22 protein-coding genes are annotated in these 22,747 nt (G+C 60.6%); 3 read left to right on the top strand and 19 right to left on the bottom strand.

Translation table 11 applies throughout. From position 1 onward, the window contains the following. From ABIZ35_RS07785 to ABIZ35_RS07760, 6 genes are all read right to left on the bottom strand, one after another. A partial coding sequence (locus ABIZ35_RS07785) for an STM4012 family radical SAM protein (protein ID WP_348219317.1) occupies positions 1-1,257 on the bottom strand: 1,257 nt, incomplete at its 3' end. A gap of 200 nt (positions 1,258-1,457) precedes the next feature. Further along, the gene (locus tag ABIZ35_RS07780) at positions 1,458-2,270 is read right to left on the bottom strand and encodes an STM4013/SEN3800 family hydrolase (RefSeq protein ID WP_348219316.1); all 813 of its coding nucleotides are present in this window, start codon (positions 2,268-2,270) and stop codon (positions 1,458-1,460) included. A 294-nt stretch (positions 2,271-2,564) separates the two neighbouring features. Continuing rightward, a complete protein-coding gene (locus tag ABIZ35_RS07775; protein WP_348219315.1) occupies positions 2,565-3,725 on the bottom strand; it encodes an STM4014 family protein in 1,161 nt (386 codons plus the stop codon). 2 nt (positions 3,726-3,727) lie between these two features. Further along, positions 3,728-4,660, bottom strand: coding sequence for an STM4015 family protein (locus ABIZ35_RS07770; RefSeq protein ID WP_348219314.1), 933 nt, complete (start codon positions 4,658-4,660; stop codon positions 3,728-3,730). A 79-nt stretch (positions 4,661-4,739) separates the two neighbouring features. Beyond that, positions 4,740-6,719, bottom strand: a complete 1,980-nt coding sequence (locus ABIZ35_RS07765; protein ID WP_348219313.1) for an amylo-alpha-1,6-glucosidase — start codon at positions 6,717-6,719, stop codon at positions 4,740-4,742. Between the two features lie 16 nt (positions 6,720-6,735). Further along, positions 6,736-7,176 (bottom strand): response regulator, encoded by a 441-nt coding sequence (locus tag ABIZ35_RS07760; RefSeq protein ID WP_348219312.1) that lies wholly within the window; start codon positions 7,174-7,176, stop codon positions 6,736-6,738. A 111-nt stretch (positions 7,177-7,287) separates the two neighbouring features. On the opposite strand from ABIZ35_RS07760, the gene ABIZ35_RS07755 reads away from it, so the two are divergent. From ABIZ35_RS07755 to ABIZ35_RS07745, 3 genes are read left to right on the top strand one after another with little or no spacing between them, the layout of a single operon-like run. Then, positions 7,288-7,890 (top strand): hypothetical protein, encoded by a 603-nt coding sequence (locus ABIZ35_RS07755; protein WP_348219311.1) that lies wholly within the window; start codon positions 7,288-7,290, stop codon positions 7,888-7,890. A 36-nt stretch (positions 7,891-7,926) separates the two neighbouring features. Further along, complete coding sequence (locus ABIZ35_RS07750; RefSeq protein WP_348219310.1) at positions 7,927-8,532, top strand: hypothetical protein; 606 nt, start codon at positions 7,927-7,929, stop codon at positions 8,530-8,532. A gap of 2 nt (positions 8,533-8,534) precedes the next feature. Beyond that, positions 8,535-9,263 (top strand): ribosomal protein L7/L12, encoded by a 729-nt coding sequence (locus ABIZ35_RS07745; protein WP_348219309.1) that lies wholly within the window; start codon positions 8,535-8,537, stop codon positions 9,261-9,263. 657 nt (positions 9,264-9,920) lie between these two features. On the opposite strand, the gene ABIZ35_RS07740 is transcribed toward ABIZ35_RS07745, so the two are convergent. From ABIZ35_RS07740 to aroC, 13 genes are all read right to left on the bottom strand, one after another. Then, positions 9,921-11,672 (bottom strand): GAF domain-containing protein, encoded by a 1,752-nt coding sequence (locus ABIZ35_RS07740; RefSeq protein ID WP_348219308.1) that lies wholly within the window; start codon positions 11,670-11,672, stop codon positions 9,921-9,923. A gap of 76 nt (positions 11,673-11,748) precedes the next feature. Beyond that, a complete protein-coding gene (locus tag ABIZ35_RS07735; protein ID WP_348219307.1) occupies positions 11,749-13,023 on the bottom strand; it encodes a trypsin-like peptidase domain-containing protein in 1,275 nt (424 codons plus the stop codon). A gap of 52 nt (positions 13,024-13,075) precedes the next feature. After that, on the bottom strand, positions 13,076-13,543 hold the full coding sequence (gene ribE, locus ABIZ35_RS07730) for a 6,7-dimethyl-8-ribityllumazine synthase (RefSeq protein WP_348219306.1): 468 nt from the start codon (positions 13,541-13,543) through the stop codon (positions 13,076-13,078). 80 nt (positions 13,544-13,623) lie between these two features. Continuing rightward, positions 13,624-14,865 carry a bifunctional 3,4-dihydroxy-2-butanone-4-phosphate synthase/GTP cyclohydrolase II gene (locus tag ABIZ35_RS07725; RefSeq protein ID WP_348219305.1) on the bottom strand — a complete coding sequence of 414 codons (1,242 nt, stop codon included), beginning with the start codon at positions 14,863-14,865 and terminating at the stop codon, positions 13,624-13,626. A 16-nt stretch (positions 14,866-14,881) separates the two neighbouring features. Further along, complete coding sequence (locus ABIZ35_RS07720) at positions 14,882-15,559, bottom strand: riboflavin synthase (RefSeq protein WP_348219304.1); 678 nt, start codon at positions 15,557-15,559, stop codon at positions 14,882-14,884. A 44-nt stretch (positions 15,560-15,603) separates the two neighbouring features. Next, positions 15,604-16,755: a bifunctional diaminohydroxyphosphoribosylaminopyrimidine deaminase/5-amino-6-(5-phosphoribosylamino)uracil reductase RibD gene (gene ribD / locus ABIZ35_RS07715; protein ID WP_348219303.1), complete on the bottom strand. Its 1,152-nt coding sequence runs from the start codon at positions 16,753-16,755 to the stop codon at positions 15,604-15,606. A 1-nt stretch (position 16,756) separates the two neighbouring features. Then, positions 16,757-17,173, bottom strand: a complete 417-nt coding sequence (locus tag ABIZ35_RS07710) for a hypothetical protein (protein WP_348219302.1) — start codon at positions 17,171-17,173, stop codon at positions 16,757-16,759. After that, the gene (gene rpe / locus ABIZ35_RS07705; RefSeq protein ID WP_348219301.1) at positions 17,170-17,841 is read right to left on the bottom strand and encodes a ribulose-phosphate 3-epimerase; all 672 of its coding nucleotides are present in this window, start codon (positions 17,839-17,841) and stop codon (positions 17,170-17,172) included. The genes ABIZ35_RS07710 and rpe overlap by 4 nt, the downstream gene beginning before the upstream one ends. Next, a complete protein-coding gene (locus ABIZ35_RS07700; RefSeq protein ID WP_348219300.1) occupies positions 17,838-19,910 on the bottom strand; it encodes a PASTA domain-containing protein in 2,073 nt (690 codons plus the stop codon). The genes rpe and ABIZ35_RS07700 overlap by 4 nt, the downstream gene beginning before the upstream one ends. Positions 19,911-19,925: 15 nt before the next feature. Then, on the bottom strand, positions 19,926-20,159 hold the full coding sequence (locus tag ABIZ35_RS07695) for a hypothetical protein (protein ID WP_348219299.1): 234 nt from the start codon (positions 20,157-20,159) through the stop codon (positions 19,926-19,928). Positions 20,160-20,169: 10 nt separating this feature from the next. Then, on the bottom strand, positions 20,170-21,336 hold the full coding sequence (gene aroB, locus ABIZ35_RS07690; RefSeq protein ID WP_348219298.1) for a 3-dehydroquinate synthase: 1,167 nt from the start codon (positions 21,334-21,336) through the stop codon (positions 20,170-20,172). Then, positions 21,333-21,902, bottom strand: coding sequence for a shikimate kinase (locus tag ABIZ35_RS07685; RefSeq protein ID WP_348219297.1), 570 nt, complete (start codon positions 21,900-21,902; stop codon positions 21,333-21,335). Before ABIZ35_RS07685 ends, aroB begins: the two co-directional genes overlap by 4 nt. 4 nt (positions 21,903-21,906) lie before the next feature. Then, on the bottom strand, positions 21,907-22,747 hold an 841-nt coding region (gene aroC / locus ABIZ35_RS07680; protein WP_348219296.1), incomplete at its 5' end, for a chorismate synthase.

Genomic DNA, 22,747 nt, shown 5'->3' with positions numbered 1-22,747 from the left:
CAGCGTCAGCCGCCCATTCCCATGCGTCGCCAGCCCCAGCGGCTCCAGCTCGGCGAGCTGGGGCAGATCATCCCAAACACTCGCACCGAACCGATCCCGGTACGCCGCTTCATCCAGGCCGTCACATTGCAGGATCGTGCTGATGACATAGCGTCGCCGCTGTTCTTCGTCCGTCAGGCGCACGCCGTAATCGGCGATGTCAAAAGCGGCGTCGGGACGGGCTAAATAGTCTTGCAGCACGCCCTTGACGCTGGTGCGGCCCACGGCGTATTCTCGGGAGTAATGCACGTCGCGCGTGTATGAACGGGCGCCGCAGCCCAGGCCGACCATGCCGTCGTCCTGGCAGCAGTAAACCGGCCCGGGCGTCGCCGTATCCGGCGCATGCGCCGCCCGGAACATGCGCATGGAGACTTGCGTGTAACCCGAGGACAGCAGCAAGTCTCGGCCCGCTTGGTAGCAGGCGAGACGCACATCCTGGCGCTCGCGCTCCACGCGGCTTAGCCCCGTTAATGGCCGGACATAAAGAGGGTAGAGATATAATTCTTCGGGCGCATAGGACATCGCGACTTCCAGAGAATATAGCCATGTTTGCACGGTTTGCCCGGGCAGGCCGTAGATCAAGTCGAGATTGAGCGTGGGGATGCGCGCCGCGCGGATCGTGTCCAGCGCCCGAGCGACCATGTCCGTCTCCTGTCCACGCCCGGCGGCGGCGGCCTCCGCCGGGATAAAGCTCTGCACGCCCATACTCACCCGGTCCACGCCCCGGTCCGCCAGCGCTTGCAGACGCTCAGGCGTCGCGGTTCGCGGGGATGTCTCCACGGAAGTCGGAACGCCGCGTTCGACGCCGAACAGCTCGGAGGTCAGATCGAACAGACCATGGAGGTCGTCTGGCTCCAAATAGGTCGGCGTGCCGCCGCCGATCGCCACACGCGCGATCTGAAATGTCCCCAGCGCATCGCGCACACGCAGGGCCTGCCGGCGCAGCGCATCGAGATACTGCCGCTCCATTGACGCCGCGGGGTTAGCGGTCGTAAACAAATTACAGAAGCCGCAGCGCATCTCACAGAAGGGGATATGCAGATAAAGAAACAAAGCGTCGCGGCGCTCAGGCGCCCACAGATCCCGCAAGGGAATGGGCGGGTCCAGGGTGCGATACGCCATCTTATGCGGGTAGGAGTAGGCGTATCCGACATAGGGCGTGTCCAGCAGCATTTGGGCGAGCGTGGGGATCATGGTCTTGCTTGAACTCCGGGTCATCGTACCGGCCATAAATGACCGGCCTGAAAGAGAGCCCCATGAATGGGGCTGAACAATATCCAATAATCGTATGTCTGGTTGGTTTGTCGTCCTGACAATCGAACCTGGGATTTCCTCTTAGCCCCCTTGAGGGGGCTCCCCGCAGGCCGGTCATTTATGGCCGGTACGACGAAAAGGAGCGCCTGCATAAAAAAGCTACCCTACGAGCGAGCATCTCCGGGCAAGACAAACTCGGCGTAGGGCACGGTCCAGACAACGGGCAGGCCGACGCGGTGGCCGACAAAGCCCTCTTCGCCGTAAGCCACGCCATGGTCGGAGCAAATGATCGTCAGCGACGGCCCGCGCGCCTGCATGGCCGTGAAAAGCGGAGCCAGCTGGCTGTCGACATACGCCAGCGCGGCGCCCTGAGTCTGCAGCGTGTCCTGCACGGCGCCCAGAACATAACCGCAGTTCGGCTGATGCAGCGCGGACACATTGAGAAACAGAAACACGCGGTCGCTCGGGGAAACTTTGCCTAACCGCTCACAGGCGAATCGTACCTGGTGCTCGGTGGAGCGCAGATCCGTCACCCCCATGGCCGGGCTCCAGTAACTCTCCGCGAAGAGGCCAGGCAGCACGGTCCCCAGCGCCGTCCGCTGATTGAAGAAGCCGACGCCGCCGATACAAATGGTCTGGTATCCCCGCCGTGTCAGACCGCTGACAATGTCCGGGGTCTCAAAAACACAGGTGGTCTCCCCCGTCGTCTCGCTGCCGGCGAAGGCGGCGGCGAACAGGCGCTTGTGCGTTCCGGGCGCTGAGGGCGTCGGCAAAAAACCGGCAAAGAACGCCTGATGCGCGGCGTAGGTAAAGCTGCCCGGCGAATGGCGCTCCTCCCACTTCCCATTGGGAAGCAGGGCGGCAAGGTTCGGCGTGCGACCCTCGGCGAGCGCCTGACAAGCAACATCATAACGCAGAGTATCCAGCGTAATAAAGAGAATATCGTGCGTTCCGACAAGCGCGTTGGCGTCGATCATAACAATTACCCAGAGTTTCAGAACGGTTAGTGGTTTATTCGTGGAGCCAATTTAGCGCGCAACCGCCACAAAGAGAGCCGGTGATTAATGTATTTCGCCAATTTAATAGCGTAATCGCCACGCGTAAGCAGCCGGCGAATGAAGGATGCCCGGCGAATGAATTCGCGGCTAAAAGTACGGTCACCCGCCTTCGCGGGTTCAGACATTTGTGCCGTAGGCTCCGAAATCCACGCAGGTGGATGACCGTACTTTTAGCCGCGAATTCATTCGCCGGCTATCTGGGCATTTACGCAATTAATTTGGCAAAATACATAATTCGCCAGGCTTTTCACGTTCTACGCACCTTATCTCCGCCTCATAAGTGTCCATGCCGTCGTGCAGCACGCGGGGCAGCAAGTCGCCGAAGGCGTTGACTTCCAAAACGGCCCAGCTTCGAAAGCTGGGCGTGATGCACAGGTCGACGCCGGCGTGCAGGCTGTTTGGAAAGCACTTGGCGGCGCGTTCACAGCTCTCCATCGCCTGCGCCCAGGCGGCGGCGCCCATTCGAGCGCGCACGGCTTCGACATCGCCGCGTGTGTTGAGCAGGTGCAGGTTCGTCATAGGACTGCGGCTTTGACGGACAACGGTGTGCCGGGCGCGGCCGCCAATCGTCACGACCCGCAGATCGAAGCTCGCGCCGTTGAGGGCGGCTTTCGGCAGCCAGCGCTCCACATGGACGCCATGGCGGCAAAGCGCATCGATCAGCTCGGCGATTTCGCTGGCGTCCTCATAGACCTTGAGACGACGCGAATTGTACAGGCGCAGCTCTCCATTCGATCGCGCCATTTCGACGGTCGTGGTCGCCTGAGTGCGGCGTCCATCGGTGCGCAGCGCCACGACGCCGGAGGCGCTGGAGCCATGCGAGAGCTTGACAAACACCCGCCCCCACCCCGCTTTGCGCAGCTTCTCGGTCAGATCCCCATACGATCTCACATCGGGCAGCGACTCCGGAACAGGAACGCCGGCCGCGCAGAGACGCGCGTGCGTTTGCGCCTTATCGAACATCACGCCGATCTCGGCCAGACCGTTGGTCAGACGGTGCGGCTCACACTCCGCCAGCTGATCTTCGATTTGGCGCAGCGCGAGGCGCAGTCCCAAATACCACTGATAAGGAACCCAGATCCGCCCGCGCTCGAAGAGCAAGTTACGGGCTTCGACCTCCGAGAGCCTTTCCCCGGACGGCGCTTCGGCGGCGCCAGCCGCCAGAAGCAATCGCTCCACATCAAAGTCGCGTCCCGGCGACTCGATGCGCACGCAGTCGCCGGCCTGCACGATCTTCGGAAGACACGTACGGCCTTCCAGCAGATCCGCCCAGGCGGCGATGCGGGCGGGAGGATACTCCAGCCGCTCAAGAGCCTGCTGGAAGAAGTCGATCCGATTACTGTCGGGATTGCCGACGATGACGTAGGAACACACTCCTATTCGGAGACGGCGACGTAGCGATCGTCTTCATCTGCAGCGGATTCGGGACTAGTCGCGTCCACGGAGACCGGCAGGGCCAGAAGCTGATCGACAACTTCGGGGGAGACGTAATGATGATGGATGTCCAGGCTCCTCAGCTTGCCGATGGACGGCGCGGCGATCAAGGCCAGCGCGCCTTCGTCGCTCAGCGTTCCCAGCGACAGATCCAGCACTTCCAGCTGGTCCAGAATCGGAGCAGTCGCGATGGCGGCGGCGATGGCGTCGGCGATCTCGCTGTCGCAAAGCCCCAGATACTTGAGACTCGGGAAGAGATTGTCGTTCAAAATCGGCAGCACATCGTCCACGGTCGTCGTGGCGCCGTAGTTCTCCGTTCCCAGCCAAAGCTCCAGATGCTCCAGCGCCGACAGGGACGCCCCGGCCACTTCGCGCACGACTTCTACGTCCAATCCGCCCGACTGCACCACCAGCGTCTTCAAATGATCGTGCGTCGGCGAACCTAAGTGCAGCCCATTGCCGCCGCGCGCGTAAAACGTTTCCAGCAGGGGGTAGGCATTGAACAGCGCCGAGAGATCAGACTGCTGGATCCAGGAGATTTCGGCTTCTTCAGCGAGGATTTCGCCCACAAACACCGCTTTCAGATTGGGAAGCTGCTCGCGCGCCGCGACAATGGCCTCCGTAGCGGCTTCCGAACTTCCGTCCGATTCCATCGCGCCCTCCCAGGGGCCGACGATCAGCGCCGTAACCTCTTCCACACCCGGCTCCGTGAGGAACTGCGCGAATTTATCGGTCCATTGAGATTTCGCTTCGTGCTCCTCCCAGGAGATACTGATTCGATACGCCGTTTCACCCGGGCCGGTCAGGGGCGTTCCCAGCTCCCAGTCCACGACGGGTTTGCCGTCAAAATGCTGTAAGTGTTCGTAAATTGCCACGACGCATGTCCTCTTTGAGAATGATGGGGATGGTGGATCTTCCCCTGGCCCGAGAGTTCAGCGGCCAGGGGAAAGCTTTTTAAGAAACCGCCGCCAGCGTGCGCAGCAGTTCGGAGACGCTCCAGGCCTGCGCGACGCAGCCGTTGGGAGCAAATGGCGCTTCGGCGTCAAAAATTTCGGGTACGGAGCCAACACAGTAGCAGCGCAGCCCTTCAGCCAGCAGCGGCTCTATGATCTCACGGACGCGCGCTTTGTCGCCGTGGACCTTCAGATGCGCCTCGGCGAACGCGCCGATCAGCCACGGCCAAACCGTCCCTTGATGGTAAGCGCCATCGCGCACACCCTGGTCGCCCGGGCCATAGTGGGGTTTGTAATCCGGGGAGCCGGGCGCGAGTGTTCTGAGGCCGTAGGGCGTCAGAAGCGCCTGTTCGACGGCGTCCACGACCTGCGCCGCATCCTCGCCTTCGATTACGGCAAAGGGCAGGCTGACGGCGAAGATCTGGTTGGGGCGCAGGGATGGGTCCGGATGGCCGTCGGGATTGATGACATCAAAGAGGCTGTGCATTGCCGGGTTCCAGAAGGCGGCCTTAAAGCTCGCCTTCACGACGGCGGCGCGGTCTTCGTATTCTTTGGCTTTAGCGTCGTCGCCGGCCTTTTGGGCAATCAGCGCCGTGACCCGCAGTGCGTTATACCAGAGGGCGTTGATCTCGACTGGCTTGCCGGTGCGCGGCGTCACCACCCAATCCCCCACCCGCGCGTCCATCCAGGTCAGCTGTACGCCCGCCTCGCCGGCGCTGAGCAGACCGTCCGCAGGGTCGGCTTTGATCTGGAAATCCGTGCCCGCAATGTGATGCCGAAGGATATCTTCTAGAACGGGAAGCAGTTCTTCGGCGGCGAACACCCAATCTCCAGACAGCTCGGCGTATTGGTGCGCGGCGTGGAAGAACCAGAGGCTCGCATCGACCGTGTTGTACTCTTCGCCGCCGCCGTCCGAAAAACGGTTCGGGATCAGGCCGTCGCGCGTGGCGTGGGCGAAGTCCGCCAGGATTTGGCGGGCAACATCGAAGCGACGCGTTGTCAGGCACAGGCCCGGCAGCGCAATCATCGTATCGCGGCCCCAATCGGTGAACCAGGGATAGCCGGCAATGATCGTCGCGCGGGAGACTTTCGAGGTCTTCGGGATCACGAACTGATCCGCGGCGAGCGTGAGCGCTTCGCGCGCGGCGTCGGCGCCCGGCTCGAGGCCCGCGTCCATCAGCAGTTTGGCTTGGCGCTTTTCCTCTGCGGCCAGCGCGACATCTGGCGCGGCCGGCGGCGTGGTCTCGACCGTGGCGATAATAGTCAGCGTATCTCCCACGTTCAAGGTTCCATCGAACCGGCCCGGGCAGTAGAGATCCTCAGTGGAGTCCAGCCCGCGCTCGGCCTCACGAGAATGCTCGAAGTTGTAGAACCACCCGCTGTGGTCGCTGAAGGCGTAGGGCGGATCGGAGTGCAGGAACAGGGGGTGCGCTTCGTCGAAGGCGACGAACTTCAGTCTCCCGTCGGCCTCCATGGTAGTCGTTCCATGGAAGCCCTCCCAGCGATGCTGCTCGGTGTGATAATCTTTGTAAGCCATCAGCGGCACAAGGCCAAGCTTGATGAACTCAGGAGCCTTAATAAGACAGTACTGGATATAGACGGTGTTATCGCCATGCGCCATCCAGATCCGCTTTTCGAGCACGACGGTATCTTCGTGAAAAACGTAGGTAAATGTGGGAACAGGGATGGGGGTGTAGTCCACGAGATGGCGATAACCCTGTGGATGAATCAGGCTAGGATATTTATTGGCGCTGAGCAGATAAAGCTCATCCTCGATCCGGACTTCTTCTTCGATTTTGGAGAAGAGTACGGCTCGGCCGAGCGGTGGTTCAAACGCGGGAACCAGCAGTCCATGATAGCGGCGGGTGTTCGCGCCGGCGAGCGACGCCGATCCGTATCCGCCTATTCCATTGGTCACCAGCCATTCGCGGCGGGACGACTCTTCCCAGTTCTGCAGCGACTCCCTGGTGATCCATGTCATAACCGTTTCTATTCTCCTAAACGCCCCGGGTCTTTGTGAATGCTTCAAGCCGGCGCACGGTGTCCACGGCGGAGCGGCGCCGCTCCACGGCCTGCTGCACCTTCAGGCAAAGCAGTTCGTAAACATCCACCCCGGGCATATTCTTCTCGACGTAATCGAACGCGCCGCGCTTCATACACTCAACAGCGTTAGCGACATTGCCATACGCCGTCAGCACGATCACCTCGGTAAATACATCGCGCCCGACGGCGCCCTCCAGGATACGAATACCGGACTCCTGGTCCTCCATGCTCATATCCGTGATGACGATGTCAAACGCCTTTTCCGCGTCGTTCAGCCGCTCGATTCCCTCGCCTTCGCTGGGAGCGACCTGAACCTTGTAACCTTCCCGCTCCAGCCGCCGCTGCACGGCCTCGCGCACTTCCACTTCGTCGTCCACAATCAAAATTCGGCACATGCTCGCATTATACCTGACGCCTCCGAGTTGTGAAGCGAGCAGGCGGGCAAAAGTCGATGGCGACCGCAACAAACGCGCCTTTTCCGTGTCCAATGGTATAAAGGAGATAACTTGAACCCACCACTGAAATCCACAACATCATCACAAGCCGGATGCATGCTGATCTTTGGGATCATCTGGACCCTCGGCAGCCTCGCGATGACCATCCCAATGCTTCTGACCTTCGCCCCACTCGCTTTGTTTGGCGGCGTGTTCGTCGCAATTGGCGGAGCGATGATTTGGAGCGGCCTGAAGCCTATTCTCGCCGCGCAAAAGATCGGGGCCGCAGCGGTTGTTTTAAGCTCCGAAGCGCCGCGCATCGGTGAACAGTTCCTGGTCGATTATACGCAGACGGCGAAATCCTCCGTTTCCGTCCTGGATCACACGATCACACTGATCTTCCGAGAGTCCGCAACCTACACGCGCGGCACCGACACCACCACGGTCACGGACGATATCACGGTGAACCAAATCTCGTACGGCCCCATGACGCTAAGGCCCGGCGAGGTCAATCAGCGCCGCTGGGAGATCCAGATCCCACCGAACGCCATGCACAGTTTCGAAGGCCGCAAGAACGCCCTGCGGTGGGTGCTTCAAACAAAGGTTCAGATGGCCGGATGGCCCGCTTACGAGGAAGAGTTTGTGTTTACGGTGGCGCCGGCTTCCATGAGTTGATTTCGGCGACGCAACCACCCCTTGGAGAAAAAGCCTATGAGCGTCCCGCTGAAGTCCACAAAGAACATTCAAGCCTCCCTGCACCTGAAAGTGGCGATTGTATGGCTTATTGCCTGCGTCGTGATGTTCATTTATGCGCTCTTCACGGATCCGCTGCTCCTGCTGTTCGCAGTCCCATTTTCCGCGATTGCCCTCGGTTTTCTTTGGATCAGTATTAAGCCTTTTCTCGTCTTGCGAAAAATCAGCCCAGCCGAGGTCATTCTCAGCGTGGATAAGCCGCGCGTCGGCGAACGATTTATCATATTCAGTCGTCAAACGGCGGTTTCCCCGATTTCCATTCTGGACCATACTCTCACGCTGGTTTTCCGGGAATGGGCGACCGAGACACGAGGCACTGATACGACCACCGAGACGGAGAGCACGGTCATCCATATGCATTCGTATGGTCCCATGCAGAAGAATACTGGAGAAGTAATAGAGCGGCAATGGGAAGTTCAGATCCCGTCCGACGCCATGCACAGTTTCGAAGGACGAAAGAACCGCCTGCATTGGGTGATCCAGACAAAAGTAACGCTGGCCGGATGGCCGGCGTATGAAGATGAGTTTGTATTTATGGTCGCGCCGGAGCGCGTGGAGGAATAACGATGGCGTTTGCAAAGATCGAAATGACATTTGATGAGGGGCAGCCCTTCTCCCCACCGCCGACGTTCCGAGCGGGGCAAGTCGTGCGAGGACTGGTCACAGTGACTCCGAACGCCGATGTCGAATGCCGGCATCTGTGGGTGACCCTGCAATGGCGCACGGAAGGACGCGGTGAGCGCGAAACGGGAGTGGCGCAAAAAGAGGATATCTTCCAAGGGCGGCTGACCAATGGGACGCCGGTTCAGATTCCATTTCAATTCACGCTGCCGCAGTCGCCCTGGAGCTATTCGGGCAAATATGTGAGTATCGTCTGGGAGGTCGCCGTGGACGTGGATGTCCCATGGAAAGTCAACCCGCGCGGCGCGCTTCCATTCATCCTGACAGGCGTGTCGGGGACGCCCGCAAGCGCCCCGGCTCCGAACGAAGCGCACACTATTCCCACAACGCCGATGCCTGTGAATACTCCTCCGCCATTCGCCGCGCCGCAAAAGGCGCGGGGCAGCGTGGATATCGTACTGCACGGGGTGACTGGCAGTGAAAACCAGGTCATGCAGGCGATGCGGCAGGAGCTGCCGCGCCTTAGTCTTCAGGAGATCCAGGACATAATCAATGCGGCTCCTTCGGTGCTGCTGGAGAATGCGGCTCCTGAGGACGCTCAGTCCATCGCCGCACGGCTGACAGCAGCGGGAGCAGCGATCCAAATCCTCCCCCACCCGCCGGAAGCGCCGTGACGGCCTGCTGAAGATCTACAGGCGTGAGCGGACGCGGCCCGTCCAATCGTGGGAAAGCCTCGTAGAGCAAATTCTCGGCGCCGCGCAGATCGCTGCGATAGCGATCGATCAGCCAGCGCAAAGCTTCGGGTGAGAGCGCGGCGCGCAACTCATCCGGCAGGGCGAAGTAATCCAGACGACGCTGCAAGGCGGCGGCGAAGTGTTCCGGGTTAGGTGAATCCAGCGAAACGGTGACAAGCGGCTTGAGGAAGAATCGGAAGTCGGCGTGGCTGCCAAGAATCAGCCGTATCCCCTGTCTTTTAGCGGCGGAAGCCAAACGCAGGCATTCGGTGGGAGACAGGCGCTGGGCTTCGTCGAGAGCAAAAATCTCCAGACCATCCAGCGAGGTCAGAAATTTGTGTTGACTGGGCGGAATGTACTCGTAGGCCACTGACGCTCCAGAGGCGCGCACGGCGTGAACGAAGCCTCTCAGAGCGGTGCTCTTACCACGCCCGCGCCGCCCAAGGATTTGTACGTGGGAATTGCCGGCGAGGGCCGTGCGCGTGGGCTCGGAAAGCAGGGCGATCTCGCCCCACTCTTCGTCGGACAGCACTCGAAACGGGTTGCACCGGTAGCCGAGCGCATGGAATGGAAACGGCGTTGGTGCGCGCCCCATCATTAATCCGTTTTGGCGGGCAGGAAGGCAAGGAAGTCGGCGCCCTCGCCGGCTTCGCCCACTTCAACGATGTTGCCTCGGTGCGCTTCCAAAATCCCCTTGACGATTGACAGGCCCAACCCCATACCGCGAGCCCTTGAGGTGTAAAACGGGCGGAAGATGTGCGGCTTGATGTCGTCCGGAACGCCAGGGCCGGTGTCGCGGAACTCCACCTGAACGTACTGGCGCGCGCGCGGCAGACGGGCGGCTTGCAGGGCGTCGGGATGGTCGGCCAGAGACGTGCGCACAATCAGACGGCCGCCGTCGGGCTGGAAGGAAACGGAGTTCTCGATCAGCTCGGAGAAGGCGCGCTTGAGGCGCGGGGCGTCCGCCATTACCGGCGGCAGGTTCTCGGCCAGACTCATCTCCAATTGGACTTGGCTGCGTTTGGGGAAACTTTCATCGACGCACTGCCGGATGATCTCATTCAGATCGCATTCCGTGAGCGCGATCTGCGTGGCGCGGACAAAGTCGCGGAACTCCTGCAGGATCTCTTCGAGACGGAAGATGCCGCGCCGAATGCCTTCGGCCAGCGCCCGAAAGTCCTCTCGCCGATCTTCTGACTCCGAAAGCCGATACTCCAATTCGTTGAGATCGCCCTTGATGGCGAAGGTTCGGTTGCCGATCATGTGCGCGGCCTTCGCGGACATCTCGCCCCAGGCGGCCATGCGCTCGGTGTTGACCAGACGGTCTAAAATCCGGCCGTTCTCAATCGCCGCGCCAAGCTGCGACGCGATCGTCATCAGCACGGTCTCGTCGTCGTCAGTGAACTCGCGGCGAAACCAGGGCGCCACGCTTTTGCGTCGCAGCACACGCAGGACGCCCAGCACGCCGTGACGACCGTAAATGGGAACAGCCAAAAAGGCCCCGATGTCCTGAGAGGGAAACTCCTGGAAACGCCCCTGCCAGCGCGGATCTTCCTGAGGCTTCGCGGTGCGGATGGCTTCGCCATGCTTACCGACCCACCCCGTGAGCCCTTCGCCCAGCGGATAGGACGCTTCGCCAATGCGATCGGCGAGACCGCCGCGGGATGCTTGCAGCACGAGATGGTTTCTGTCTTTGTCCAGCACGAACAGCGAACAGTCTTCAAAGCGCAGCACTTCGGCGGCGACATCGACCACGCGCTGGGTGAGCTGCGTCGCGTCCGCGATCGCGCTTAAGTCCTTGCCGATCTCCACCAGCGCTGTTTCACGCACACGATAGCCATCGATCATCAGACGCATCGCGGCGAGATTGCTCACCGCCTGAACGATCAGAAGATGCTGGGGCGTGAAGTGGTTCTGCTGAAAGCTCTGGAGGTTGATAACGCCGCGCGTGTGGCCGTTGCCGTCGAGGATCGGCGCGGCGATTTCGCTGCACACATCGTCAAAGAAGGCGAAGTAATACGGGTCTTCGTCGACATTCCCCGTAATATAAGGCTTTCCGGAGGCGGCGACATGAGAGGTGATGCCGTTGCGCGGGCTGCCGTCGGCGGCGGGCTTGGCGGCGTCCACAATCTTGAGACGGCGCGCCCGGATTTCATCCGTCCAGCCTTCGCCGGAGGTTGCAATCAGCGCAAGCTCTCCCGTATCCGTGTTGGCTACGGCGATAAAACCACGATCGGCGCCGGTGGCCGTCAGCGTCGCTTCGCTCAATTCCTCAAGCAGCGCCTGAGCATTGTCGATCTCCACCGCGCGGCGGCAGAGATGATTCATCAATTCAGCAATGTCGCACATGTGCCGGTATTGTACCCAATCCCCAAATAAAAAAGGCCACAGCGAATCGCTGTGGCCTTCGTAAAACCCAACTCTGTTAGAAGGGGCTTTGCTGATCCGGATCCTGTCCCTGGTCGGGCGCCAGCTGCGGCGCGGTTTGGCGCCGCATCTGCTGCATGTCGAAGTCCTGCGGCCGCTCCTTCAGAGTGACGGTGACGTTCTGCGACTGACCGTCCCGGGAGATGAGCAGCGCGAGCGTGTCGCCGACCTTCAAGCTTTGAATGATGGTGTTCAGCTCGGCGGTGTCCCCAATCTTACGGCGATTGGCCTGAAGGATCACATCGTACACCTGCAAGCCGGCGGACGCGGCGGGAGAGCCGCGGCGGACGCTCTGCACGACGACGCCGTCGTCACCATCCACCGTGATCCCCATTTGCTTGCGCGCCTGGGCCGGAAGCTCCTTCAGCGGCGCATAAGCGACGCCGAGGTACGGCCGAACGATCTTGCCTTCCTTGATCAGCTGATACGCGATCTTCTTCGCGGCGTTGATCGGGATGGCGAAGCCGATACCGACATTGGTTCCGGTGGGCGAATAGATCGCCTCATTGATGCCGACGACCTGGCCGTTGATATTCGCCAGAGCGCCGCCGGAGTTGCCGGGATTGATCGCGGCGTCGGTCTGGATCACGGAATTCAGCGAATGGCCTTCGGCGCTCAGCCCCGTACGATTGATCGCGGAAACGATGCCCAGGGTAACCGTGGTCCCGATATTCAGGGGGTTGCCGATGGCGATCGCCCAGTCGCCGGTGCGGAGTGCGTCGGAGTCGCCGAGTTCAGCGGTCGGAAGCTTCACGCCCTTAGGATCGATCTTCACAACGGCGATATCGGTCATGGAGTCGCTACCGATCACCTTGGCGTCATATCCCTTGTCGCCTACATTCACAGTCACGCGCTCGGTATCCTGAACGACATGGTTATTGGTAAGGATGTAGCCGTCCGGGCTGATGATGACGCCAGAACCGGCGCCCTTGGACTGCTGCACCTGCGGCTGGCCGCCGCCGCCACCGAAGAATTGGCGGAACATCGGGTCGTTACCGAACGGATTGTCCGCCTGCTGGACGACTTTTCCGAGCGTGTGGACGGTAACCACCGCCGGCTCCAGCTTCGCGGCCGCATCGGCCACAACGCTGTCGCCGGTGAAGTGCCGGACTGGCGAAGGAGAAGTATTGAGCGCCGTGAGTACGGCTTCTTTGTTTTGATTATCGTTCGAAAAGAAAGGGACGTTGTTGACTCCGGAGACGGCTTTGAGGCCCAATCCACAGGCGATGACGCCGATTCCAAAGACGGACAGATAAGATAAAGTTTTCTTCATCGTTTCCTCTGATCGTATCTTGAGTGTCGGTTAGCCGCCTGATGTCAGAAGACTAACCGCGTATTTGTTTTAATACATTCGCCGTTTCGATGGCGGCGAGGGCGACATCCGCCCCCTTGTTGCCGGCTTTCGTACCGGCGCGCTCCACGGCCTGCTCTATCGTGTCGGTCGTCAGCACTCCGAATAGGATCGGAACGCCGGTCGCCAGACCGATCGACGCCAGGCTGGACGCCAGCGGCCCCGCGACATAGTCGAAGTGGGCCGTTGCGCCGCGTATCACGGCGCCCAAACAGATCACCGCATCGTACTTACCCGTTTTTGCAACTTCTTGTGCGACCACCGGAATTTCGAAAGCGCCCGGAACCCGGGCCAGCTCGACATTCTCCTCCGCCACGCCGTGACGGTAAAGAGTATCGAGCGCGCCTTCCAAAAGACGGTCGCCGATGAAGTTATTAAACCGGCTCAGTACGATAGCAATGCGCAGATCGGTCCCGATCAAATCGCCGCTGTATGTTTTCATAATACGCAAACTTTCTGGAAAAGGTTCACAGCCGGCAAGAAAATTTGCGGCGATATCCAAACTTGAGTTCGATTGAGGAATTAAGGCTCGATGGCGGTGACAAGGTCGGCGGCGTCGTCGAGCAGGTGCCCCATCTTCGTCCGCTTCGTATCCATGTACTTACGGCTGGCCTCATTCGGCTCCGCGATCAGCGGAATACGATCCACGATCTCCAGGTCATAACCTTCCAATCCGGCAAGCTTGGTCGGATTATTGGTCATGAGCAGGATACGCTTGATTCCCAGATCGACCAGGACCTGAGCGCCAATGCCGTAGTCGCGCAAATCGGGCTTGAAGCCAAGACGAACGTTTGCCTCCACGGTGTCCGCTCCTTCGTCCTGAAGGGCGTAGGCCCGGATCTTGTTCACAATGCCGATGCCCCGCCCCTCCTGCTCGATATAGAGCAGAACGCCGCGCCCCGCCTCGGAGATCTTCTGCAAGGCGAGATGCAGCTGGTCGCCGCAGTCGCACTTCAAAGACCCGAGCAGATCGCCGGTGAGGCAGGAGGAATGGATACGAACGAGGATATCCTTGCCGTCCGAAATATCGCCCATCGTCAGGACGACATACGGAGTCGGTTCGACCTCCGTCTCGTAGCCATGGATCTCAAACTCGCCGTATTTGGTCGGCAGGTGCGCCTGAGCGACCTTGGCCACCAATTTCTCGGTGCGGCGGCGGTATTTGATCAAATCGGCGATGGTGATGAATTTGAGATCGTATTGCTTGGCGAGCTCGCGCAATTCGGGAAGGCGCGCCATGTCGCCACCGTCGCCCATGATCTCGCAGATTACGCCGACAGGCTGAAGGCCCGCAAGGTGCATCAGATCGACGGCGGCCTCGGTATGGCCGGCGCGCTTGAGCACGCCGCCCTTACGGGCCATCAACGGGTTGACATGTCCAGGGCGATTGAAATCGGCGGGGCGCGCCGAGGGATCGGCGAGCCTGCGGATCGTGAGCGCGCGATCGGCGGCGCTGCTGCCGGTGGAGGTTCCTTCGCGGGCGTCCACCGTGACGGTAAACGCCGTGCTCATACTTTCGCTGTTTTCGCGGACCATCAGATCCAGCTGGAGTTCACGCAGACGCGCGGCCTGCATGGGGACGGTAATGATGCCGCTGGCGCGGCGAGTCATGAGCGTGATCGCCTCGGGCGTGATATGCTCCGCCGCCATCACGAAATCGCCCTCGTTCTCCCGGTCCTCGTCGTCCACCAGGATAATCATCTTGCCGGCGCGAAGATCCGTCAGCGCATCTTCCACCGTATCGAACGTGGTATCGTGTTCCATAACTCTGCTATTCTTTTTATTCCTGGTAAGTTGCGGTCGTGCTCATCAGCGAGCGATCATCCCAAGGTTTCTCCACATTACGCGGAGGCGCTTCCGGACGGCCGTGCTCGCCGCTGACCAGGCGCTCCACATACTTGCCGATGATATCCGTTTCCAGGTTGACCACGTCGCCGGCGCGGCGCGCGCCGAAGTTCGTATGCTCCATAGTGAAGGGAATGATCGCGACGGAGAACATCTTATCGTCTACGTCTGCAACAGTCAGGGAGATCCCGTCCACCGCAATGCTGCCTTTGCGCACGATATAGCGCATCAAACTCGGCAGCGGCTTAATGTAGACATAATACGAGTTATCGACTTCCCGGATGCTGGCGATCGTTCCGGTGCCATCGACATGTCCCTGCACGATGTGGCCGTCGAACCGGCCGTTCGCGGCGAGGCTTCGCTCCATGTTGACCTGATCGTCGATCGCAAGATCTCCGAATGCGGTTCTCTGCATCGTCTCGTAAACGACATCAAATTCCAAAGTGGCGTCCGTATGCGCTACGACGGTAAGACACGCGCCGTTCACGGTGATGCTGTCGCCGAGACGGACGTCCTGTAAGACGTCATGGGCTTCGATCGTAAACCGAGCCGAGTTCGCCCCGCGCTCGATCGCCGCCACCTTTCCGACTTCCTCAATAATTCCTGTGAACATGCGCACTCCTTCAGTTCCCAAGCCGATCACTATTACTTCTTATTCTACCAAATCCGAGCGTCAATCACCATGTCTGGACCACATCGCCGAAAATTCCATTCCGATAATTTTTGCGCGCCGGCCATACTCGCCGCTCCCAATCCCCCGATAGGACCAGGCGCCGCATCCCCTCCGATGACCTTCGGGGCAATAAACGCGGTCCAGCGGTCGACAATTCCAGCAGTCAAAGCCGAAGCGGCCAATTGTCCGCCTGTCTCTATTAAAACACCAATTATGTCCCCGCGAGTTCCCAGAGAAGCCGCGAGACCTGGCAGAGAGACGCGGCCACTCTCATCGGACGGACATAATAATATATGACAGTTTGACCGTTCAAATAGTTCCCGGCGCTCAAGACTGCATTGTTCAGTCGTTGCAATGATCGTCCGGCCATCTTCGACGGACTGCCGAACGACTTTCGAATCCAGCGGGATGCGCCCCGTGCTGTCAACAACGATCCGCCACGGATTGCGCCCCGAACGCGCGCCGAGGCGTGTCGTCAGCGACGGATCGTCCGCAATCACGGTTCCTGCCCCGGTCAGAATGGCGTCGCATCGGTCGCGCAACTGCCGATGCGCGGCGCGGCGCGCCGTGGGTGAGGTGATCCACTGGGAATCGCCATTCCGGGTCGCGATCTTCCCGTCCAAGCTCGCCGCCGTCTTGAGCACAAACCATGGCAATCCCGTCGTCCGGTGCTTGAGGTAGGCTGCATTCAAAGCCCGCGACTGCTCCTCCAGCAATCCAACGGTGACGGATACCCCGGCGTCTCGCAGGATTTGAACGCCGCGCCCGGCGACACGCGCATCGGGGTCCAGCATGGCGATCACAACCGAGGAAACACCCGCCTCAATCAACGCCAGCGCGCACGGCGATGTGCGGCCATAATGTGAGCAGGGCTCCAGCGTGACATAGGCGGTTGCGCCGGCGGCAGCTCCCGGCGCGGCGGAACGGAGCGCCCACACTTCCGCATGCGGCTCACCCACGCGCGGATGAAAGCCTTCGCCGACAATGGCGCCGTCAGGAGAAAGGAGGACACACCCGACCATCGGGTTGGGACTGGCGTGGCGGCCGCGCGACGCGAGCTTCAGGGCTCGCCCCATGACACGTTCGTGAGGATCGGAAACAGAACGAAAAGAAAGCGGAGACTGAGGAGACGTCACGTCAATCCTCCGGTGGAAGCGAACCAGATGCTTCCTCTTTGAGCCGCCGGCGCTCTTCGGCGATTTCGAGAACATCGCCCTGCACTTGCTTGATGTTCGCGCGGGCGTCCATCAGCGCGATAGGAATCAGTGGAATCGCCGTCAGGGCCGTCAGCGTCCAGTACGCTAAATAGCGCAGGGCTGCGGCGCGCTCCGTGCGGGTCGCCACTTTCCCCTGCTTGTGCGGAATCGCCAAGTAAGTTCCGCCCAGCCAAAGCCCCATCGCCGCAAGTAAAAGAAATAATCCGATCGAACGCAAACGACGCTGACGCGGCGTGATCATCTCGCGCCCTTCGCTCGTACGCCAGAAACGGATCTCGTAGACCCCATAGCTCGCCGCTGCGACAAGGCCAATGCATAGCAGAATACGCGTCGTCACGCGCGGGCCGCCGCCGCGCTCAGCCGCAGCTCATCCATCGCCGCCCCCACCCCTTCGGGATGATGGAAAACGGCGCTCCCCGCGATCATAACATCGGCCCCGGCCCGCGCCACCAGCGGCGCGGTATCCGCATTCACGCCGCCGTCCACTCCGATTTCAAATCGCATCCCTAGCGAGGCGCGGCGCTCCGCGAGCGACCGAATCTTCTGGAGCATTTCTGGAATAAAGGCCTGGCCGCCAAAGCCGGGGTTTACCGTCATAACCAGAACGCGGTCGATGTCGCCCAGCACCCATTCGATGGAGCTGATGGGTGTGGCCGGGTTGAGCGCCACGCCGGGGCGAGCGCCAAGGTCTTTGATCTGATGGATCAGCCGGTGCAGATGCGCGGTCGTTTCGGGATGCACCGTGATCATATTGCTTCCGGCCTTGGCGAAGTCAGCGACGAAACGCTCCGGGCTGTCAATCATCAAATGGACGTCGAACGGGGTCGATGTTACCGGGCGAATGGCCGAAACCAGCTGAGGCCCGAAGGTGATCACCGGGACGAAATGCCCGTCCATCACATCGATATGGATATAATCGGCCTTCGCTTCGGAAAGCTCACGGACATCGTCGGCAAAGGCTCCGAAATCCGCAGAAAGAATGGACGGCGCGATTTTGATACTCATAATGTTTGCTGCTTGACGAGCTTACCGTCGATAAAAACCCGAAAAATGATCTTGTTGCCAAAGGCGGTGACCGGCGCGCTGATCCGGTCGCCGGCGCTATGCGTTTCGTCATACACCAACGTTGTCCCCGTAGCATCCTGTACTTCAAACTGGACATGACGAGAGCCGCGCGGACGGCGGGGCATCCGGAACGCGAGCGTAAACTGCCGCATACGCGCTGGAGATGGATCGGCGCCTGCCGTCGTGTCCGAGGGATTGGCGTCGGGCGGCGTAATGTCCGTGGCGCCGTTGCTATCTGCGGGCGCCACATCGACATTGCCCATCACCGGTGGCGTCTCCACCTTCGGCGGAGTGATCGCCAGCGCTGTCTCACTCTGGCCGGACTCGCCCACGGAGTTGATCGCATTGACGAGATACGAATAGGAGGTGTCTGGACTGAGCCCCGTATCGGAGTACTTCGTATCCGTCAGCCCCTGGGCAATCACCTTGAGAGTTCCGTCATCCACGCGAGAGACGGTGTAGGACGTTGCCCGCGCGGCTTTGTTCCATGTGACGTCCACCGTGGTGGGTCCGGTGGGATTTGCCTGCAGATTGCCGATGAGATCTGGCGGCTGCTTGCCTTTGGAAACGATGTAGTTGACGGCGGTGTAACGCGGGGCGTTTCCGCCCGCTTCCGGCGTCTGGCTGATGACGACGCCCGCCGCCACCGTTTCGCTGAACTGCTCCGCCACCGTTCCGGCGGGAAGGCTGGCTTCACGCAGAGCGCGGACAGCGCGCTCCTGAGTCAGACCGACCAGGTCGGGCACTGTCAGCAGCCGCGGTCCCTTGCTGCGGTAAAACGTGACCGTCTTGTTTTCCTTGATCATCGTGCCGGCAACCGGGCTCTGCGAATAAATTTGGTTCTCCGGCCACTTCGTGCTGAAGTCGGCGCCGCCCTCCACGAGCGTGAATTTCTGCTGCGTCGCCAGAACCTTAGCGTCGTCCACGGTCTTGCCGATCAGGCTGGGAACGCTGACATCGCTGGGCACATTCAAGAAATTCTTGGCGGACCAAACCAGGCCAAGAACGCCCAGGATGACGACGGCAAAAAGTACCCAGAGGGCCACACTCAGCGCGCTCGCCGGTTCGCGTTCCACCTTACGCATGCGTTCTTCATCCAATTCTTCTGCGGCTTCCTCAAGCAATCCGCTCGCCGCCGGGACGACAGCAGCCTGCCGCGGCGAAAAGGAGAAACCGGCCGCCGCGGGCTTTTTGTCATCCAAAGGCGACCATGTGAGCGGCTTTCCGGCCTTGATCGCGTCGCGGATGAGCACCAAATCCGCCAGCATCTTGGAGGCGGCGCCATAGCGCGCTCCAGTGGAAGGCTGAAGCGCTTTCAGTGTGACGCCGTCCAGAGCAAGCGGAATGGCGGAGTTCAAGCTTCGAGGAGAAATGGGCGGCGCGCCGGCCGGCTGCGGAGATTTCCCCGTCAGCATTTCGAATAGCATCGCCCCGAGCGAGTAAATATCGGAGGAAGGGGACGGGACGCTGGGAGCGCCGCGCTCCTGGTAAGGGGTATCTCCGTCGGGAGCGACGAGGCTCAAAAGTCCTGACGTCTGAAATCCACCAACTTTGATCTCCCCTTCGGGGCTGAGAATGACATTGTCGGGCGTCAGATGTCCATGGGCCACGCCGGCGGCGTGCGCCGCGACGAGCGCTTCACAGATGGCGATCGCAATGTCTGTGGCGACGCCTTGGGAGAACGGCGCTACGCGCCGGATACGCTCCCGTAGCGTGATGCCGCGCAGATAATCTCCAACCAGCACAATATCGCCGCTGGGATCGTCATTTTCCACCGAGGTGATGCGGGAGATACTGGGGGAGCTCAAACTCGTGAGCTTCGCAGCGGCCTCCCGCAGGCGAGGCGCGAGATCGGGAACGGCGGACGCTGCCGAGGCGGGGACAACGGTCAGAGCCACGACGCGGCCTTCACGAATGTCGCGCGCTTTGTACGTCGCGATCGCGCCTCCGTCGGACGGAACGATCGTTTCAATGATTTCGTAGCGCGTGTTGATTACTTCAGCGGCCAAGAGGACAGCTCTCCTTCAGTCCGACATGTCGGAATCGGCGCTGCGTTTTTTGTCGTCCGAAGCCGCCAGGAACTTCGCCGCCAGCACGGCCACCGCCGCCAGCAGCATCACCGCATAAACGACCACGGTGTGTCCCGTCCAGAGGCCGATGGAATTTGGAAGAAAGTATCCGCCAAAATACACAACGGCGACCGTCAGAACCCAGAAAGACAAAGCAATGTCGGCGATCGGCGGAAGCGAAGTTTTCACAGGGTCGGCCTCACAGAGCCTGCTGGCGTTCAAGCGCGCGTCGGATAACATCCGGCGGGACATTGTGACCGGGCGTTACCCTGCCTAATTTTTCCATCAATACAAAGCGCGCCGTGCCGTCCACAGCCTTTTTGTCCCATGACAGCAGCCGCATCACGCCGCCGACAGCGATCTCTTCGCCGATATGGACATGGAAACCGGCGCTCGTAAAGATACGGATGATCGCATCGGTGTCCGACGACGACGAAAGCCCCAGTTCCTCACCGATCAGCGCTGCGGACACCATGCCGATGGCGATGGCTTCGCCATGACGGTAAACACGGTAGTGCGTAATCGACTCCAGCGCGTGCCCTACGGTGTGTCCATAGTTCAAGATGGCGCGCAAGCCTTCGTCACGCTCGTCCTGCTCGACAACCCGGGCCTTAATTTCACAAGACCGAGAGATCGCATATTCGAGCTGATTCGATGAAAGACGAAGCAGCGATCCCACCTCACGCTCCAGCATATCAAAGAACGGCTTGTCGTAAATTATACCATACTTGATGATCTCAGCCAGTCCGGAGCGCCGCTCGCGGATCGGAAGTGAGCGCAGAGTGTCCGGATCGATGAGGACGAGTTTCGGCTGATAGAAAGCCCCGATGAGATTTTTCGCGTTGTCGAAGTTAACGCCAGTCTTGCCGCCGACGCTGCTGTCGACTTGCGCCAAAAGCGTTGTTGGGATCTGCACCAGGTCAAGTCCCCGGTTGTACGACGCCGCCGCGAAGCCGGCGACATCACCGATCACTCCGCCGCCGAGCGCCACGACAATCGCGCGGCGATCCAGCTGTTCAGCGTGGAAGACCTTATACAAACGACGAACCGTCTGAAGGGTTTTATAGGTCTCGCCGGCGGCGAGAACGACCGGCACGACACGAAATCCGGCGGCGGTCAGGCTGTCCATGACGGCCTTCCCATGATACAGCTCGACTTTGGGGTTCGTGATAACGACTGCGGCGCGTCCCGCCGGGTCTCCGCCCGCGACACGCTGCGCGATCTCCTGTCCCGCCCGGGCCAGCAACCCACGCTCCACCAGGATATCGTACGAGCGCGCCCCCAGATCCAGGTGCACGTTGTAGCTTTTCAGGGCGTCCACCGTGATGTCGGCGCTGACATCCGACTTGTTCTTCAGTTTCCTCATAGGTCCTCATTCTGCCTTAGCAATGAAATAATATGGGCGGCTGCGTCTTTGGGACTCGCAAAAGGAGAGGTGTCGACACGGATGTCGGCAAGCGAGGCGTAACGCGGCTCGCGCTCCGCCATCAATTGCCGGATCCGCTGCTGTGGATTATCCTGATACCCGGCGAGAAGCGGCCGCTGCTTGAGGTTTCTTCCCACACGCTGCAAAACAGTGCCGATCGGCGCTGACAGCCAGACGATCTGCCCCATCTCACGCAGCAAATCCACGTTCTCCTCACGCATCGGCGTCCCTCCGCCGGTTGAAATGATCAATCGCGGCTGGGGAGCGCCGGAAGGGCCGCGCCGCGCTAATCGACGCAGCACATCCTGCTCGGCGGATCGGAACGCCGCTTCCCCATGCTCGGCGAAGATGCGCGGGATGTCCATCTGAAATCGGCGTTCGATCTCGCAATCCGTGTCCAGATGGCGCACGCACAGGCCGCGAGCGATCGCTCGGCCGATGGCGCTCTTGCCCGTGCCCATAAACCCTATCAGCACCAAGTTTCTCTGGGGAGGAGATGGTTGCAACGACTTATCCGACCGGCTGCGCGGTGCGATCCGCAACAGTCCGCATATAGCTTTCGTAGCTCGCCCGCATCTGTCCGATGCTGTCGCCGCCGAACTTCTGGCGCATCAGCTGGGCCAGCACAATGGCGACCATCGCCTCGCCGACCACGGAGGCCGCCGGCACGGCGCAGACATCGGAACGCTCGGCGAAGGCGGGCACGCCTTCCTTGGTTTGGAGGTTGACCGAAGGCAATTGCTTCATCAGTGTGGGAATCGGCTTCATCGCGGCCCGAATCACGAGCGGCTCGCCGTTTGAAACGCCGCCCTCGGTTCCGCCCGCGTTATTGGAGCTGCGCCGGAAGTGTGCATCCACGCCGCCTTCGTAGAAGAAGGGGTCGTGGACCTGCGAGCCGGGAACATCGGCGACGCCGAAGCCCAAACCGACCTCGACGCCTTTGATGGCCTGAATGCTCATCAGCGCCTGCGCAAGCTTACCGTCGATCCGCTCATCCCAATGAACATAAGAGCCCAGGCCGACCGGCAGCCCAAGCACAACGACTTCAAAGGTGCCGCCCAGGGTATCTCCCCGGTACTTGGCCTCATCAATGGCCGTAATGATCTTCTGCTCGGCGTCTTTATCCACAACACGCACAGGGCTGTCTTCCGACAGCTCGGCGACTTGTCGTAGATCGATATTGTCGCCGTTCACCTTAATACCGCCGATATTGACGACGTGTGAGGCGACTACGATCCCAAACTCCGCCAGCAGCAGACGGGCGACGGCGCCGACCGCCACAACCGTCGCCGTGTTGCGCGCCGAAGAGCGCTCCAAAACGTTACGCAGGTCATCGTGATCGTACTTCATC

The sequence above is a fragment of the Capsulimonas sp. genome (assembly GCF_039929585.1).
Lineage (GTDB): Bacteria > Armatimonadota > Armatimonadia > Armatimonadales > Capsulimonadaceae > Capsulimonas.
This window is presented reverse-complemented; position numbering and strand designations above follow the sequence as displayed.